The 15,478-nt window shown below is 72.3% G+C and carries 14 protein-coding genes; 5 read left to right on the plus strand and 9 right to left on the minus strand.

The genetic code is table 11. The features are described 5' to 3' along the window. Positions 1 to 22: 22 nt before the first annotated feature. The 5 genes from AADR41_RS29365 to AADR41_RS29385 form a co-directional block, all read right to left on the minus strand. Positions 23 to 1,843, minus strand: a complete 1,821-nt coding sequence (locus AADR41_RS29365; RefSeq protein WP_446751122.1) for a CocE/NonD family hydrolase — start codon at positions 1,841 to 1,843, stop codon at positions 23 to 25. A 127-nt stretch (positions 1,844 to 1,970) separates the two neighbouring features. Further along, positions 1,971 to 2,915, minus strand: coding sequence for a S66 peptidase family protein (locus AADR41_RS29370; protein ID WP_342284457.1), 945 nt, complete (start codon positions 2,913 to 2,915; stop codon positions 1,971 to 1,973). Continuing rightward, a complete protein-coding gene (locus AADR41_RS29375; protein WP_342284458.1) occupies positions 2,912 to 4,891 on the minus strand; it encodes a S9 family peptidase in 1,980 nt (659 codons plus the stop codon). The genes AADR41_RS29370 and AADR41_RS29375 overlap by 4 nt, the downstream gene beginning before the upstream one ends. 21 nt (positions 4,892 to 4,912) lie before the next feature. Continuing rightward, positions 4,913 to 6,265, minus strand: a complete 1,353-nt coding sequence (locus tag AADR41_RS29380; RefSeq protein WP_342284459.1) for a M20/M25/M40 family metallo-hydrolase — start codon at positions 6,263 to 6,265, stop codon at positions 4,913 to 4,915. Continuing rightward, positions 6,258 to 7,091 (minus strand): M55 family metallopeptidase, encoded by an 834-nt coding sequence (locus AADR41_RS29385; RefSeq protein WP_342284460.1) that lies wholly within the window; start codon positions 7,089 to 7,091, stop codon positions 6,258 to 6,260. The genes AADR41_RS29380 and AADR41_RS29385 overlap by 8 nt, the downstream gene beginning before the upstream one ends. A gap of 206 nt (positions 7,092 to 7,297) precedes the next feature. On the opposite strand from AADR41_RS29385, the gene AADR41_RS29390 reads away from it, so the two are divergent. Genes AADR41_RS29390 through AADR41_RS29400 form a run of 3 tightly spaced genes read left to right on the plus strand, consistent with a single transcriptional unit; the run spans position 7,298 to position 9,666 of the window. Continuing rightward, the gene (locus tag AADR41_RS29390; RefSeq protein ID WP_342284461.1) at positions 7,298 to 8,242 is read left to right on the plus strand and encodes an ABC transporter ATP-binding protein; all 945 of its coding nucleotides are present in this window, start codon (positions 7,298 to 7,300) and stop codon (positions 8,240 to 8,242) included. Beyond that, positions 8,239 to 9,213, plus strand: a complete 975-nt coding sequence (locus AADR41_RS29395; protein WP_342284462.1) for an ABC transporter permease — start codon at positions 8,239 to 8,241, stop codon at positions 9,211 to 9,213. The genes AADR41_RS29390 and AADR41_RS29395 overlap by 4 nt, the downstream gene beginning before the upstream one ends. Before the next feature lie 45 nt (positions 9,214 to 9,258). Then, a complete protein-coding gene (locus tag AADR41_RS29400) occupies positions 9,259 to 9,666 on the plus strand; it encodes a GntR family transcriptional regulator (protein ID WP_342284463.1) in 408 nt (135 codons plus the stop codon). A 62-nt stretch (positions 9,667 to 9,728) separates the two neighbouring features. Here the strand turns inward: AADR41_RS29400 and AADR41_RS29405 are convergent, their stop codons facing one another. Genes AADR41_RS29405 through AADR41_RS29415 form a run of 3 tightly spaced genes read right to left on the minus strand, consistent with a single transcriptional unit; the run spans position 9,729 to position 11,895 of the window. Beyond that, positions 9,729 to 10,286, minus strand: coding sequence for a DinB family protein (locus AADR41_RS29405; RefSeq protein WP_342284464.1), 558 nt, complete (start codon positions 10,284 to 10,286; stop codon positions 9,729 to 9,731). A 32-nt stretch (positions 10,287 to 10,318) separates the two neighbouring features. Beyond that, complete coding sequence (locus tag AADR41_RS29410; protein WP_342284465.1) at positions 10,319 to 11,212, minus strand: alpha/beta fold hydrolase; 894 nt, start codon at positions 11,210 to 11,212, stop codon at positions 10,319 to 10,321. Further along, positions 11,212 to 11,895: a TetR/AcrR family transcriptional regulator gene (locus AADR41_RS29415; RefSeq protein WP_342284466.1), complete on the minus strand. Its 684-nt coding sequence runs from the start codon at positions 11,893 to 11,895 to the stop codon at positions 11,212 to 11,214. Before AADR41_RS29415 ends, AADR41_RS29410 begins: the two co-directional genes overlap by 1 nt. A gap of 47 nt (positions 11,896 to 11,942) precedes the next feature. Between AADR41_RS29415 and AADR41_RS29420 the strand changes: the two genes are divergently transcribed. Beyond that, entirely contained in the window at positions 11,943 to 13,364 is a 1,422-nt protein-coding gene (locus tag AADR41_RS29420; RefSeq protein WP_342284467.1) for an amidase, read from the plus strand. Between the two features lie 75 nt (positions 13,365 to 13,439). Here the strand turns inward: AADR41_RS29420 and AADR41_RS29425 are convergent, their stop codons facing one another. Then, complete coding sequence (locus AADR41_RS29425; RefSeq protein ID WP_342284468.1) at positions 13,440 to 14,441, minus strand: aldo/keto reductase; 1,002 nt, start codon at positions 14,439 to 14,441, stop codon at positions 13,440 to 13,442. A gap of 110 nt (positions 14,442 to 14,551) precedes the next feature. Between AADR41_RS29425 and AADR41_RS29430 the strand changes: the two genes are divergently transcribed. Continuing rightward, positions 14,552 to 15,460 (plus strand): LysR family transcriptional regulator, encoded by a 909-nt coding sequence (locus AADR41_RS29430; protein WP_342284469.1) that lies wholly within the window; start codon positions 14,552 to 14,554, stop codon positions 15,458 to 15,460. Positions 15,461 to 15,478: the final 18 nt, after the last annotated feature.

The raw sequence follows: 15,478 nt of genomic DNA on the forward strand, positions 1-15,478 counted from the left end.
CCGGCCCGGACGGCAAGACCCTTCAGCCGCCGACCACCGGAAGCTCCAGCACACCGGTGTCCTCCGGGGCGCTGACCACCGTGACCGGTTTGATGCCCCGGTTGCCCGCGTACGCGCTGTCGCTGGCCGCGATCACGAACTCCAGCCGGTGGCCCGCTTCGTACCGGTGGACGATGCCCGGCAGCCGCACGGTGAACGAGCGCGTGACGTCCGGTACCCGCACCGGGGAGACCAGCCGGTTCACGAGCGTCCGGCTGCCGTCCGGGGCGACGTCGTAGACCTTGGCGAACAGGACGAGCCGGTCGGCGGCGTCGCCGCTGTTCTGGACCCGCTCCGTCTTCGGCGAGACGACCTTCAGGGTGGCCTTCGGCGCGCCGACCACGTCGAGGGGCGAGCTCAGCGGGGCGCTGCTCCAGCCGAGGTAGGTGCCCTTGGTGTCGTAGGGCTTGAGGTCGGGCAGCCCGATCAGTCCGGCGAGCGAGCTCTCCGAATGGCTGGTGGGGACGAGCCAGTTGGCGTACTGGCGGCTGCCCCGGGCCACCTCGGACCGGTTGCCGACGAGCTTTCCGTCGCCGGACAGGTACAGCTTCCGCGAGAGGGCGGGCACGGAGTCGGCGGTGCCGTAACCGCTCTGCCAGTCGCGGTAGTAGGCGAAGCCGGGCCCGGTGTCGGTGTTCTTCCGGTGCTGGAGGTAGCGGTCGAACCAGGCAAGGACGCGCTGTCCGACGTAGCTGGTCTCCAGGTTGCCCTTGCCCAGGTCGAGTTCGCCGGGCGCCTGTCCGCCGCTGTGGCCCCAGGCCTGCCAGATCATCTTGGTGGTGGTGCCCTGTGCCTTGAGGGTCTCGTACGTGGCGGTGGCCTCGTTCAGGTTGAACAGGCTGTCGGCCTGGCCCTGGACGATCAGGGTGGGTGCCTTGACCTTGCCGAGGTGGTCGACGGGGGACACACTGCGCGCGTAGTCGAGCATTTCCGTGGTCCGGTCGGCCGGGAAGCGGCCGGAGTTGAGCAGCCGGATGGTGTCGCAGGCCCGGGTCGCGAAGTGCAGACAGGTGAGGTTGTTGAACCGGGACGGGTCGAGGCTCGCGTTGAGGATCGTCTGCCCCTCCCCCATGAGGTAGAAGCCGTTGGTCCACTGCCACTTGAACACCCCGGCGGTGTCGGACGAGACACCCTTGCGGGTTCCGGCGTTGTTCGGGGCGAGCGCGTACGCGAGGTCGTTCCAGGTGATCAGCGGCACGAGGGCGTCCACGCGCCGGTCGACGGCGGCGGTGGCCATCTGGATGGCACCGCCGTACGAGCCGCCGATCATGCCGACCCGGGGGTCGCCCGCGCCGTCCGCGGTGACGTAGTCGGCCTTCGTGCCGTCGTCGGCGGCGCGGGTTCCGGCGAGGAAGTCGATGAGACCGGCGGCGGCCCGGCCGTCGATGGCCGGGTCGTCGAGGGTGATCAGGCAGCCCGACTTGCCGAAGCCGAGTCCGGAGTAGACGAGGCCGACGTAGCCGCGGGACGCGAAGGCCTTGCCGATGGCGTCGGTCGTGCCGTCCGACTTGCTGCCGCCGAAGCCGTTGGTGGCGAGCACGGCGGGGGCCGGATGCTGGGCGTCGACCCCGGCGGGGCGGTACAGATCGGCGTCCACGGTGCAGGAACGGCCACCCGCCTGGAGGGTGAACTTCAGTGGGGTGACCGTGTACTGGGACGGTTCGGCCGCGGTCGCGCGGGCCGCACCGGTGAGGACCAGCGGTGCGGCGAGCGCGGCTCCGGCCACGTACGCGGCCGACTTCCGGGTGAGCGTCCGGTACCCGGACCGGGGGCGGGAAACAGCACGCGACACGAAGACCTCCACACCGAGGGCGACTTACCAACCGGTAAGTAACGGACCGCGCTCATGCTGTGACACACGTCATAGCGATGTCAACGCCGGAAGGGGTGTTTCGTGAACGTTGCTCAACTTCTTTACCGTCCGGGCCCGTTCAGAGCAGCGCCGACACCTCGGCCGTCAGGGTGGCGGGGCTGCCGTCGGCCGGGGCGTCCAGTACGGCCGGTACGCCGAGCGGGATGGTGAGCGCGGTCGGGCCGTGCCCGAAGCCCAGCTCCTCGACGACGGGTACGCCCAGCGGTCCCAGCCGGTCGGCGAGCACGGCCCGCACCTCCTCGTAGGGGCCGCAGCCCGCCCAGGAACCGCAGGCCACTCCCGCGATCCCGTCGAGCGCCCCGGCCCGCAGCAGCTGGGTGAGGATGCGGTCGACCGCGTAGGGGTCCTCGGTGGTGTCCTCGATCACCAGCAGCCCGCCCCGGGCCGATGCCCTCGCGTGCGGGGTGCCGAGTTCGGCGGCGAGCAGGCTCACGCAGCCGCCGTAGGTGATCCCGCGGGCCCGGCCGGGGACCAGTGCCCGTGCCGTGGGCAGGCCGAGGGTGCGTACCGAGCCGGGCTCGAACAGGGTGGCCCGCAGGGACTCCTGGGTGTCCGGGTCCTTGAGGAAGGTCTCGGTGCCGGCCATCGGGCCGTGCAGCGTGGCGAGTCCCATGCGCTGCGCGAACGCCTCGTGGAGCACGGTGATGTCGCTGTAGCCGACGAACACCTTGGGTCCGGCCGCGCGCATCGCCGCCCAGTCGACCAGGTCGACCATCCGCTGGACGCCGTACCCGCCCCGGGCGCAGATCACCGCGTCCACGGCCGGATCGCACCAGGCCTCCTGGAGATCCCTGGCCCTCGCCCCGTCCGTGCCGCCGAGGTAGTCCAGCTCCGGGTGGACGTCGCGGGCGTGCGGGGCCTCGACGGGGTCCAGGCCCCAGCCGCGCAGGATGTCCAGGCCGGCGTCGAGGCGGTCGGCGGGCACCGGACCGCTCGGTGACACGACGGCGACCCTGGCCCCCGGGCGCAGCCGGGCCGGGCGGGTCAGCGGTGCGAGGGTCACTTCTTCAGCTCCAGCCGCGGCACGTCGGTCCGCTCGATCCCGAAGGTCTGGGCGTACAGGGAGAGTTCCGCCTCCAGGGCGCGGATCATGGTGTCGGCGCGCCGGAACCCGTGTCCCTCGCCCTCGAAGGTGAGGTAGGCGTGCGGGATTCCGCGTCCGTCGAGCGCGGCCAGGAACCGTTCGCACTGGACGGGCGGGCAGATCGGGTCGTCCAGCCCCTGGAGCAGCAGGAAGGGGGTGGTCAGCCGGTCGGTGCGGCTGACCGGCGAACGTTCGCGGTAGCGCTGCGGCACTTCGGCGAGCGGGCCCACCAGGGACTCCAGGTACCGCGACTCGAAGTCGTGGGTCTCGTCGGTTCCCCAGCCGGTCAGGTCGAGGATGGGGTAGATGATCGTCCCGCAGGCGTAGACGTCGGTGCCGGTCAGTGAGGCGGCGGTGGTCCAGCCGCCGGCACTGCCGCCCCGGATGGCGAGCCGTCGCCGGTCGGCGGTGCCCTCGTCGGCCAGTGCCTCGGCGACGGCCGCGCAGTCCTCGACGTCGACGACGCCCCACTGTTCGCGCAGCCGGTTGCGGTAGGTCCTGCCGTAGCCGGTGGAGCCGCCGTAGTCGACCTCGGCGACGCCGATGCCGCGCGAGGTGAAGTAGGCGATCTCCAGGTCGAGTACGAGTGCGGCGTGGCCGGTGGGGCCGCCGTGTGCCCAGACCACGTAGGGCGGCCGCTCGTCCTCGGGGCCGGTCCGGCAGGGATTGCGGGGCGGGTAGACGTGGGCGTGGATCTCGCGTCCGCCGGGCCCGGTGAAGGTGCGCTCCTCGGGGTGCGGGTAGTACGCGGGGTCGACGGCGTCCTTGTGCGGTGACCCGATGACCCGGGTGCGGCCGGTCGCGGTGTCCAGCTCCACCACCTCGTAGGAGCTGTACGGGCTCGCGGCGACGCCGACGACCCGGCTGCCGTGCACGGCGAGCGTCTCGGCCCATTCGGTCCAGGGCCCGGCGACGTCCACGAGTTCGCCGGTCTGCGGGTCGAGGATGCCGAGCGTGGTGGTGCCCTTGCCGTGGATGGTGGCGATCAGGCCGTTGTCCAGCGGCCGGAACCAGCTGAGCCCGATCTTCCAGAGCGGTCCGGCGAACTCCTGCTCGCGGGGGCAGAGCGGGATCGCTCCCCGGTCCGGATCGGCCCGGTAGAGGTTCCACCAGCCGCTGTGGTCGCCGGCGAGGAGCAGGTGTCCGCCGGCGTCCCACTCGATCTGCGGCACCGACTCCTCGGGGCCGCCGGCGAATGAGCGGGGGCGGTGGAAGGTGCCGTCCTCGGCGACGTCCGCGAGCATCACCTCGGTGCCGTCCCACGGCATCCGGGGGTGGTCCCAGGCGATCCAGGCCACCTGCCGTCCGTCGGGCGAGAGCTTGGGCCCGGTGACGAACCGGCTGCTGTCGTCGGTGAGTTCGCGGACCGCGCCGCGGTCTTCGGCCGCCGAGCCGTCCAGGGGCACGGCGGCGATCACCCGGCGCAGGTCGGTGGGGCCCTCGCCGGTGAACTCCTCCAGGACGCACCAGACTTCGCCCCGGTCCGGGTGGAGCTGCGGATCGGCCCAGCGCAGCCCGCCGGCGGTGGCCGGGGCCGGGGTGAGCGGTACGGGTTCGCCGGGCCCGTCGGGGGCGTAGGCGTACAGCCGCTGGTCGGCGAAGTGGACGAAGACGATCAGCGGGCCGCCCTCGGTCCGCGCGGCCCCGGCCCAGGGCACTCCGCCGTACTCGATGACCCTGCTCCGTACGTTCCACGGGGCGGGCAGCACACTGCCGGTGCTCCCGTCCGCCCGGCGGCGGACCAGGGCGCGGCGGCCGGCCTCGGCCGGGCGCGGCTCCGTCCACCACACCTCCTCGCCGACGGTGCCGACGTACTCCGGGCGCCCGTCGTGGGAGGCGGCGAGCGCGGCGTCGATCGGCGACGGCCAGGTTCCGTGAGCCCCGGTGGGCAGCATGATCGTTTCCCCCTGTAGCGGTCAGGCAGTACGCAGGTAGTGGTCGAGGACCCGGACGCCGAAGTGCAGGGCCTCGACGGGTACGCGTTCGTCGACGCCGTGGAACAGCGCCTGGTAGTCGAAGCCGGCGGGCAGCTTCAGCGGTGAGAAGCCGTAGCCGGTGATGCCGAGCCGGGAGAACTGCTTGGCGTCGGTGCCGCCCGACATGCAGTACGGGACGACGTGGCCGGCCGGGTCGAAGCGTTCGATCGCGGCGCGCAGCTTCGCAAAGGTCGGCGAGTCGACCGGGGCCTGGAGCGGGACCTCGCGGTGGTGGAACTCCCAGTCGACGTCGGGGCCGGTCAGCCGGTCCAGGGTGGCGTGGAACTCGTCCTCGCCGCCGGGCACCATCCGGCCGTCGACGAAGGCGGTGGCATGGCCCGGGATCACATTGACCTTGTACCCGGCCTCCAGCATGGTCGGGTTGGAGCTGTTGCGGACGGTCGGCGCGACCAGGTCGGCGGCGGGGCCGAGCTTGCCGAGGAGTTCGTCGACATCGAAGCCGGGGGCGTCCAGGTCGGGGCATATGCCGTGCAGTGCGGCGATCTCGGTGAGCGCGGCGCGGACCGTCGGGGTGAGCCGGACGGGCCATTCGTGCTCGCCGATCCGGGCGACGGCCGCGGCGAGCGCGCTGACCGCGTTGCGCCTGTTGACCTTGGAGCCGTGCCCGGCCTTGCCGTGTGCGGTGAGCTTCAGCCAGCCGGTGCCGCGTTCGCCTGCGGCGATCGGGTAGAGCGGCAGGTCGGGTCCGGCGTGGAAGGTGAAGGCGCCGGATTCGCTGATGCCCTCCGTGCAGCCCTCGAAGAGCTCGGCGTGCCGGTCGGCGAGGAAGCCGGAGCCGTCGTCGGCGCTGGCCTCCTCGTCGGCGGTGTACGCGATCACGATGTCCCGGCGGGGCCGGACGCCGGCCCGTGCCCAGGCACGTGCGACGGCCAGGACCATCGCGTCCATGTTCTTCATGTCGATGGCGCCGCGCCCCCAGACGACGCCGTCGCGGACCTCGCCGGAGAAGGGGTGCACGGACCAGTCGGCGGCCTCGGCGGGGACCACGTCCAGGTGGCCGTGGACGAGCAGGGCGCCGGCGGACGGGTCGGTGCCGGGAATCCGGGCGACCACATTGGTACGTCCGGGGGTCCGCTCCAGCATCGTGGGTTCCAGCCCTGCGCCGGCCAGCCGTTCGGCGACGTACTCGGCGGCGGGGCGTTCGCGGCAGTCGCCGCCGCCGCGGTTGGTCGTGTCGATCCGGATCAGTTCGGAGGTGAACGTCACCGATTCGTCGAGCGCCTGCCGGTCGACGCCGTCGGCACTCTCCTGGGGGCGGGTCGCCTCAGCCATACTGTTCCTCCACGGCGGACGACACGATCGTCGTCACCGCCTTGAACGTGCGGATTCCTTCGTACATCGTCGCGCTGGTGTAGCCGACGCGCCGTTCGCCGCCCGGCGCCACGCCGGGGACGACGGTGGCCGCCTGGGCCAGGTGTTCGGCGTCGAACTCCAGCTCCACGGTGAAGGGGCCGCCCTCCACCGGTGTGTGCCGCACGGCGAGCGCGGTGGCGTCCTGGGCCGCGGCCCGGATGTCGGCGGCGGTACGGGCCGGGGTGCGGCACACCGCCGCGTACCGCGACACGTAGTCCTTGACGGCGACCTTGCGGGCGCGGGGGGCGTACCCCTCGGCGTCCACGCAGGTCAGGTCGTCGCCGGTGACGAGGACGACGGGCACCCCGTACTCGGCCACGACGTGCGCGTTGAGCAGTCCCTCGCTCGCCCGGACGCCGTTGAGCCAGACCCCGGTGATGGAGTTGGCGAGATAGGTGTGCGCGAGCACGCCCTCCGCGCCGGCACCCGTGTGGTAGCCGACGAACGCGATGGCGTCGACGTCACCGTGCTGGATTCCCTCGACCATGGAGAGGGACTTGTGTCTGCCGGTGAGCATCTGGACGCGGTCGTCGAGCTGCTCCAGCAGGAGGTTGCGCATCGACCAGTGGGCCTCGTTGACGAGGACCTCGTCGGCGCCGCCGTCGTAGAAGCCGAGCGCCGCCGCGTTCACGTCGGAGGTGAACATGGAACGGCACCGCTCCCACTGGGGAGTGCCCGGCAGCACATCACCCGGCCAGGTCACACCGGTGGCGCCTTCCATGTCCGCGCTGATCAGGATCTTCATGCCGGGTCACGCTACGCGCCCGAGAACCGCCAGGCCAGAGCCTCGGGGACGTTCAATGGTCCAGTCCTCCGAAGAGAGTGCGACGCACACCCCGAACAGCCGCAACACGGACATCCCGCCGGGGCGGCGCCCCGGGCCGCCTTGACACTTTCCCTCGCCCCAGACCATGATTCCATTAATTGACTAATGGAATTGAGGCTGGGTGCATGGCAGACGCAATCACTCCGGACGGCGGGTCCGGAGCCTGGGCCCTGGAGGCCCGCGGGCTGGGTAGGCGCTACCGTCGCGGCTGGGCGCTGCAGGACGTCTCGTTCCGGCTGCCGGCCGGCCGGATCTGCGGTCTCGTCGGCCCCAACGGAGCGGGAAAGAGCACGCTGCTGGGGATCGCGACCCGCCAGGTGCAGCCCACGGGAGGCGACTTGAGGATCTTCGGCGTGCCCGTGGACGACCCCGGGGCCATGCCGAAGTTCGCGTTCCTCGGCCAGGACAAGCCGCTGTTCAAGCGGTTCACCGTGGCCGAGACGCTGCGCATGGGAGCCGAGCTCAACCCCGGCTGGGACATGGCGGCCGCGGAACGGATCGTGCGGTCCGGCCAGGTGCCGATGAGCGCACGGGTCGGCACGCTCTCCGGCGGCCAGCGCACCCGGGTCGCGTTCGCGCTCGCCTTCGGCAAGCGGCCCGATCTGCTGCTGCTCGACGAGCCGATGTCCGACCTCGACCCGCTGGCCCGTCACGACATGAGCACCCTGCTGATGTCGGAGGCCGTCGAGCGCGGTACCACGGTCGTGATGTCCTCCCACATGCTCTCCGAGCTGGAGGACATGTGCGACTACCTGCTCGTCCTCGCGGGCGGCAGGATCCGGATGGCCGGTGACGCGGACGCGCTCGTCCCGGCCCACTCGCTGGTGACCGGGCTCGCCACGGGCGGGGAGCCGGCCGCCGCGCTGGCACCGCACACCGTGATCGAGTACCGCGTCCAGGGCCGGCAGTTCCACGCGCTGGTCCGCCCGAACGGCCCGCTGTCGGGCGACTGGGTGGTCGCCGAACCGAGCCTGGAGGAGGTGCTGCTGGCGCATCTGCGCGCGCCGGACGCGCCTGCGCTGTTCACGCCCGGTGCCCGTATCGAGGCCGAAGGGAGCCACACCTCATGAGCACCACCCTGACCGACACGCCCCGGGCCGGGCACACCCCCCGGCACCGCATGCTGCGCGGGCTGAGCTGGCTCGTCGCGCGCCAGCACCGTGCCGCGCTGTTCAGCCTGCTCGCCGTGACCGTCCTCGGCGCGATCTGGCTCGTCTACGAGCGCGGGCAGATGAAGGACGTCCTGGACGCCGCCGGCTGGCCGGGGAAGGACCTGGCGCAGCCGTCGTTCGACTCGGACGGCGTGGGACTCGTCCTCACCGTGCTGGGCGGGCTGCCGCTGATTCTCGCCGTCTTCGTCGGCGCCCCGCTCGTCGCGGGGGATCAGGAACAGGGCACCGCGCAGCTCGTGACCACCCAGTCGGTGTCACGCATGCGCTGGGTGGCGACGAAGTTCGTCTGGATCTACGCGGCGGTGCTCGTGACCACCGTGGTGCTCTCGGCGGTGTTCACCTGGTGGTGGAAGCCCTACCGTTCGGTGTTTCCCAGCCAGTGGTCGGACGGGTCGATCTTCGACATCACCGGTCCGGTGCTCCCCGCGCTCTGCCTCTTCATGACCGCCGCCGGCATCACCATCGGTGTGCTGGTCCGCCGCGTCCTGATGTCCATGGCGATCACGTTCCTGTTCGCCGGGGCCGCCGGGGTCTTCTGGGACGAGATGCTCGTCCACCTCGCCCCGACCCGCACGATCCGCTACCCGCTCGACGCGGACATGCCCGCCCGGCTCAACGAGTCGTGGGAGGTGGACCGCTGGATCGGTTCCGCCGACGGCCATCTCTACGGCTGGGGCCTGTGCGCCGAGGAGACCGAGGCGGCCTCCGACGCGTGCGTCAAGGAGCACGGCATCGTCAACAATGTGTACGAGTACCTCGGCTTCGACCAGATGCCGGCCATGCAGTGGACCGGGGCGGGCATCCTGCTCGCGGGTACCGTCGTGCTCACCGCGTTCGTCCTGTGGCGGGTGTCCCGTCGGCCCCTCTAGGACCTGCCGGCGCAGGTACACAGGGTTCCGGCAGTCGAACGGGAGGTGAAGGCAGTGGTCGTGTTCCGCATCGACCGGCGCAGCGGAGTGGCGACGTACCTCCAGATCGTGCGGCAGGTCGAACAGGCGCTGCGCATGGGCGCCCTGGAGGAGGGGGACCGGCTGCCCACGGCTGCCCAGGTGGCGGCCGAGACCAAGGTCAACCCGAACACCACCCTCAAGGCGTACCGCGAGCTGGAGCGCGCGGGGCTCGCCGAGGTACGGCAGGGGGCGGGCACCTTCATCACCCGTTCCCTGGTCCCGCCCCAGTCGGGCCCCGGCTCCCCCTTGCGCGCCTCGCTCGCCGAGTGGCTGAACGAGGCGCGGGCGCAGGGCCTCAGCGGCCCGGAGGTGGACGCCCTCTTCCGGTCGTCCTTCGCGGCCGTGTATCCGGGCGGGGCGGACGCCGGCTGAGGGGCGGCGCCGTGCGCCACGCGGACGAGCAGCGGCCGGTCCCCGGTGGGGGCCGGCCGCTGTCATCGCGGTGCGGGGTAGTCGCCCGTGGCGCCGTCGGTCCGCTCGCGCAGCAGGTCCGCGTGGCCGTTGTGCCGGGCATACTCCTGGATCATCACCAGGAACACCCAGCGCAGGCTGACGGTCCGGCCGCGGGTGGCCGACACGAAGGTCTCGTCGAGGCCCCGTCCCGCCACGGCGGCCTCGCACGCGTCGACCTCGGCCCGGTACGCGGCGAAGTCGCGCTCGGCGTGGGCCGATTCGACCCCTTGGAGCCCTTCGTCGCCGTCGCCGGGGGCGGTGAAGACATCGCCGATCGGCTCCCCCGCGAAACTCCGCCGGAACCACCAGCGTTCGATCTCCGCGAGGTGCCGCACCAGCCCGAGCAGGGTGAGGCCCGACGGTTCGGCCGTGGTGCGCGCGAGCTGTTCGGCGGTGAGCCCGGCGCACTTGGTGAGCAGCGTCTCCCGGTGCCAGCGGAGCCAGCCCTCCAGCATGGGCCGCTCGTCCGTGGTGCCCGGAACGTTCAGCTGGTCGCCGGCGGCCGTCGTGCGTTCGATGCGAGGTGCCGTCCATGTCATGACGGCCATCCTCACACCGGCGGGCTCATCGCTCAGGTCAGTTCGCGCAGGAGGGGTTCCGGGTCCGCGAGGAGGAACAGGTGTCCGCCGTCGGGGACGGTGCGCAGCTCGGAGCCGGGCATCTGTGCGTGCGCCCAGCGCGCCACCTCGATGGGGACATTGCCGTCCGCCTCGCCATGGATGAACAGGGTCGGCACGGAGACCGAGGCCAGCGGGTCCGGCAGCGGGCGGGAATAGCCGGCGAGGTCGGTGATGACCTCGTCCACGCCCTGGCGCTGGCCTTCGGTGGTGTCCACCTCGGACAGCGCGCGGAAGGCCGGGGTGCTCATGATCAGCCGGTCGGAGCGGGGCCAGGCGTCGAGGTTCGGTTCGTTCCTCGTCTTCTTGAAGATCCCCTTGCCGGCGAGCATCGGCCGGGCGAGCGCCGGGGCCCAGACGACGATCCGGTTCATCCACTTGACCAGCGGGATCCGGCGCGCGTACGCGGAGCCGGGAGCTCCGGGGACGGCGGCGCAGGCGAGGATCAGTCTCGTGACCCGGGCGGGGTGCTTCTGGGCCGCCGAGAGCGCGTACCCGCCGCCGCCGGAGATCGCCACCAGCGTGGCCCGCTCGTGGCCGAGGTGGTCGAGCAGGGCCACGAAGTCGTCGTTCCAGCGGTGGAAGCCGCGACCGGGCACCGGGTCGGTCTCGCCGTACCCCGGGCGGTCCGGGAAGACCAGATGCAGGCCGGCGTCCACCGCCGCCTGCCGCAGGGCGAGACCCTCGTAGCGGCTGCCGGGCGTGCCGTGGAGCACGATCACGGGCGGGGCGGTGGGATCGCCGTACGAGCAGTACGCGATGCGGCGCCCGCCAGGGGCCGTCAGGCGGTGCGTCTGCGGCAGGTCCGTCTCCGGCGTCTTCGGCGGGTCCGGCGGGGAGGGGGTCATCACTGCTCCTCGTGGGGTGCGGGGGTGACGGCAGCGGCGGCGATTCCGCCGATGACGAAGTCGAGGCCGAAGGAGAACCTGCGGTCGTAGTCGTGGTAGTCGGCGAACACCGAAGCGGCCCGGCGTTCCGGCGGGACCTGGATCAGTTCCAGATCACCGCGGCCGAGCCGGATCGCCACGTGCCCGGTGACGAAGTCGTGCAGGGTGCCGTACGCGTACGCGGCGGCCTCCTCGTCCAGCCCGGGGCTGCGCAGCGCCGCCACCACCCCGTCCCGCCCGCCCCCCCCCCCCCCCGCCACGACCCGGTACGCGACGTCGTCGGCGCCGGGCCCGACCAGGGAGGCGCGGCGGTGCGCCTCCAGGATGACGGGGTGCCGCATGAGCAGGTCGTGGAGCGTGTCGGCGAACAGCCGGACAATGCCGCGCCAGTCGTCCGGCCAGTCCACCGACCGGGTCACCTCGCCGACGATCCGGGACACCAGCGCGTGCTGGAGCGCGTCGATGCCGCCCGTCGTGCGGTGGATCGCCATCGGTGACACGCCCAGCCGGTCGGCCAGCGCGCGGAAGGTCACGGCGTCCAGCCCCCGGTCGTCGGCCAGCTCGGTCGCCGCGTCCAGGACCGCGTCGAGCGTGACCGCCCGGGGACGGCCGTTCTTCGAAGTGCTTGCGTTCTCGACCACCATGAACGCACCATATCGATACGCGTAACGGAACTTCAATGGGAGCGCGCATGACGGAGTTGCACGACCTCACGGCCCTGGAGTTGGCCGCCGCCTACGAGAACGGCGGGACGGGGCCCGTCGAAGTCGTGGACCATCTGCTGGCCCGGATGGCGGACGGCGACCGGGTGGGGGCGTTCACCACCGTGTCGGCCGACCGGGCCCGCGCCGCGGCGGCCGGGGCCGAACGCGTACTGCGCACGACGGATCGCGCCGGTTTGCCGCGCCTGTTCGGCGTGCCCACCGCGGTCAAGGACCTGGAGGCCACCGCGGGCGTACGCACCACACTGGGTTCCGCGCTGTTTTGCGACTGGGTTCCCGGGCACAACGACGAGATCGTGGACGTCATGTCGGACGCCGGGCTGATCAGCCTCGGCAAGACCACCGTTCCCGAGTTCGGGGCCGCCTGCTACACCGAGCCCGAGGTGTCCGGTCCGGCCCGCAGCCCGTTCGACCTCACCCGGAGCGCGGCCGGCAGCAGTGGCGGCGCGGCGGCGGCGGTCGGTGCGCTGCTGGTGCCGATCGCGCAGGGCAGCGACACCGCGGGCTCGGTGCGCTCCCCCGCGAGCGCCTGCGGGGTGGTCGGGCTCAAGCCCAGCCGGGGCCTGGTCACCGCGGGGCCGAACGGGAATGACGGGATGGGGCTCTCCGTGCGCGGGCCGCTCGCCCGCACGGTCCGCGACACCGCCGCGTTCCTCGACGTACTGACCAGCCGTACCGGCGCCGGTACCGTGCATCCGCCCCGGACCGGCAGCTACGAGCGCGCCTGCGACGCACCCGTGCCGAGGCTGCGGATCGCGCTCGCCCAGGGGTCGGTCTCCGGCTCGCCCGTGCACCCCGAGGTCGCCGCCGCCGCGGAGCTCACCGCCCGGACGCTGGCGGAGCTCGGGCACGATGTGTTCGTCCGAAACCAGGCACCGGACCCCGAGCTGACCGAGGGTTTCCAGGTGATGTTCACGGCACTGGTCGGGTCCAGGACCATGCCGTTCGACGAGTCCTCGCTGCGCCCGATCGTCCGTCACCTCCGGTCCCGGGCACAGGAGTTCAGCTCGGCCGAGCTGGCCGCCTCGATCGGTGTGGTCCAGGCCCGCGCCCGCGCCTGGGCACTCGACTACGCGAGCGCGGACGTGGTGATCACCCCGACCGTGACCACCCCGCCGACGCTCGTCGGTCAGCTGCGCGACGACGCCGACCCGGCGGCGGAACTGGCCGCGATGACCGCGTTCACCGGCAACACCGTCCTGGCGAACGCCACCGGATTCCCGGCCGTCAGCCTTCCGCTGGGCTGGAGCGCGCAGGGCCTGCCCCTCGGGGTCTCGCTCACGGCCGGTTGGGGCCGCGAGGACCTGCTGCTCGGCATATCGGCCGCGCTGGAGGAGGCCCTGCCGTGGGCCCACCGTTACGGAGGTCCGCCCCGGGACGCCGTCGCGTGAGCATGCGGGGTGGCGGGGAACGGCTCGCCGCCCCGCTCCGCGGTGATGTCCGGGGACTCGGGGGCGCCGGGCGGCTCAGCCGGTGGTCCGTCCCTTGAGGATCTCCTCGATCCGGGCCAGCTCCTCGTCGGCGAAATCCAGGTGCCGGACCGTCTCGACGCTGTTCTCCAGCTGGGCGACGCTGCTCGCCCCGACCACGGCGGAGGTGACCCGGCCGCCCCGCAGCACCCATGCGAGCGCCAGCTGCGCGAGGGACTGGCCGCGTGCGGAAGCCACTTCGTCGAGCGCCCGCAGCCGGTCCACCAGCTCCGGGGTGACCGCTTCGGGCGTCAGGAAGGGGCTGCTGCCCGCGGCGCGCGAGCCTTCCGGGATGCCGCGCAGATAGCGGTCGGAAAGGATGCCCTGCTCCAGCGGCGAGTAGGCGATCGATCCGGTGCCCAGCTCGTCGAGCACCGTGAGCAGACCGTCCTCGGCCCCGCGGTCCAGCATCGAGTAGCGCGGCTGGTGGATGAGCAGCGGCGTGCCCAGCCCGTCGAGGATCCGGGCGGCCTGGCGGGTCTGCTCGGCCGAGTAGTTGGAGATGCCGACGTACAGCGCCTTGCCCTGACGCACCGCCGAGTCGAGCGCGCCCATCGTCTCCTCCAGCGGAGTGCCGGGGTCGGGACGGTGCGAGTAGAAGATGTCGACGTGGTCGAGGCCGAGCCGGGTGAGGCTCTGGTCCAGCGACGAGAGCAGGTTCTTCCTGGACCCCCACTCCCCGTACGGACCGTCCCACATCAGGTAGCCCGCCTTGGTCGAGATGACCAGCTCGTCCCGGAGCCGGGCGAAGTCCGTCCCCAGTGCCCGTCCCATCGCGGACTCCGCGGCGCCGGGCGGCGGTCCGTAGTTGTTGGCGAGGTCGAAGTGGGTGATGCCGAGGTCGAAGGCGCGCCGCAGGATCCGGCCCTGGGTCTCCGGCGTCCTGTCGCTGCCGAAGTTGTGCCACAGGCCGAGGGAGAGCGCGGGAAGCAGCAGTCCGCTGCGTCCGGCGCGCCGGTAGGGCATGGCCTGGTAGCGGTCGGCGGACGGAAGGTACATGCGGGCTCCACGGAAGAGGCGGGTGCGGTTCGCAGGTCCAGGTTGGCCGACGGCGATCCAGCAGTCCAACAGAAGATTCTGCTGGGATTCAGCACCTATATTTCTCAATCATGGAACTGCGTCAGCTGGAACACTTCGTCGCCGTCGCCGAGGAACAGCACTTCACCCGGGCCGCCGAGCGCCTCGCCGTGTCGCAGTCCGGGCTCTCCGCCTCCGTCCGGGCCCTGGAGCACGAGCTGAGGACGCCGCTGTTCAGCCGCACCACGCGCAGCGTGCGGCTGACGGAGGCCGGGCACGCACTGCTGGTGGAGGCCGAGCGGACGCTGGCGGGGGCACGGGCCGCGCGGGATGCCGTCGACGCGGTACGGGGGCTGCTGCGCGGCACACTGTCGGTGGGCGTGGAGCAGTGCGTGCCGGGGGTGCGTCTGCCGCGTCTGCTGGCGGCCTTCCACCGCAAGCATCCGCTGATGGAGATCCGGCTCCGCCAGGAGGGCACCACGAGCCTGGTGGACGGGGTGGCCGGCGGGCGGCTCGATGCAGCCTTCGCCGCGACGGTCGGTGCCGACGAGTGGCGCGGCAATCTCATTCCGCTGGCGCGCGAGCCCATGGTCGTGCTCTGTGCGCCGGGTCACCGGTTCGCGGCGGCGGAGCGTGTCGCCTGGCGTGAGCTGTCCGGTGAGTCGTTCATCGACTTCCATCCGGACTGGGGTCCGCGGCGGGCGGCGGACGGGGCGTTCGGCCGGGCGGGGGTGCGGCGCACGGTGGGGCTGGAGGTGAACGACGTGCACAGCCTGCTGGAGCTGGTGCACGAGGGGCTGGGCATCGCGCTGGTGCCGCACCACTTCTCCCGCAAGCCCGAGGCCCGGGGGCTGGTGACGGTGGACCTCGAAGGGACGCAACAGCCTTGCTACGAGAGCGTCGTGGTGCTCCCGGCGGCCCCGTACCTGAGCCCCGGCGCGCGGGAGCTGATGACGCTGCTCCGAGGCGACGGTGCGGGCGGTGGCGGTGCCGAGTTGTGACGGTGGGCGGCGCCGGGA

Source organism: Streptomyces sp. CLV115, assembly GCF_038448545.1.
In the GTDB taxonomy this organism is placed as follows: Bacteria; Actinomycetota; Actinomycetes; order Streptomycetales; family Streptomycetaceae; genus Streptomyces; species Streptomyces sanglieri.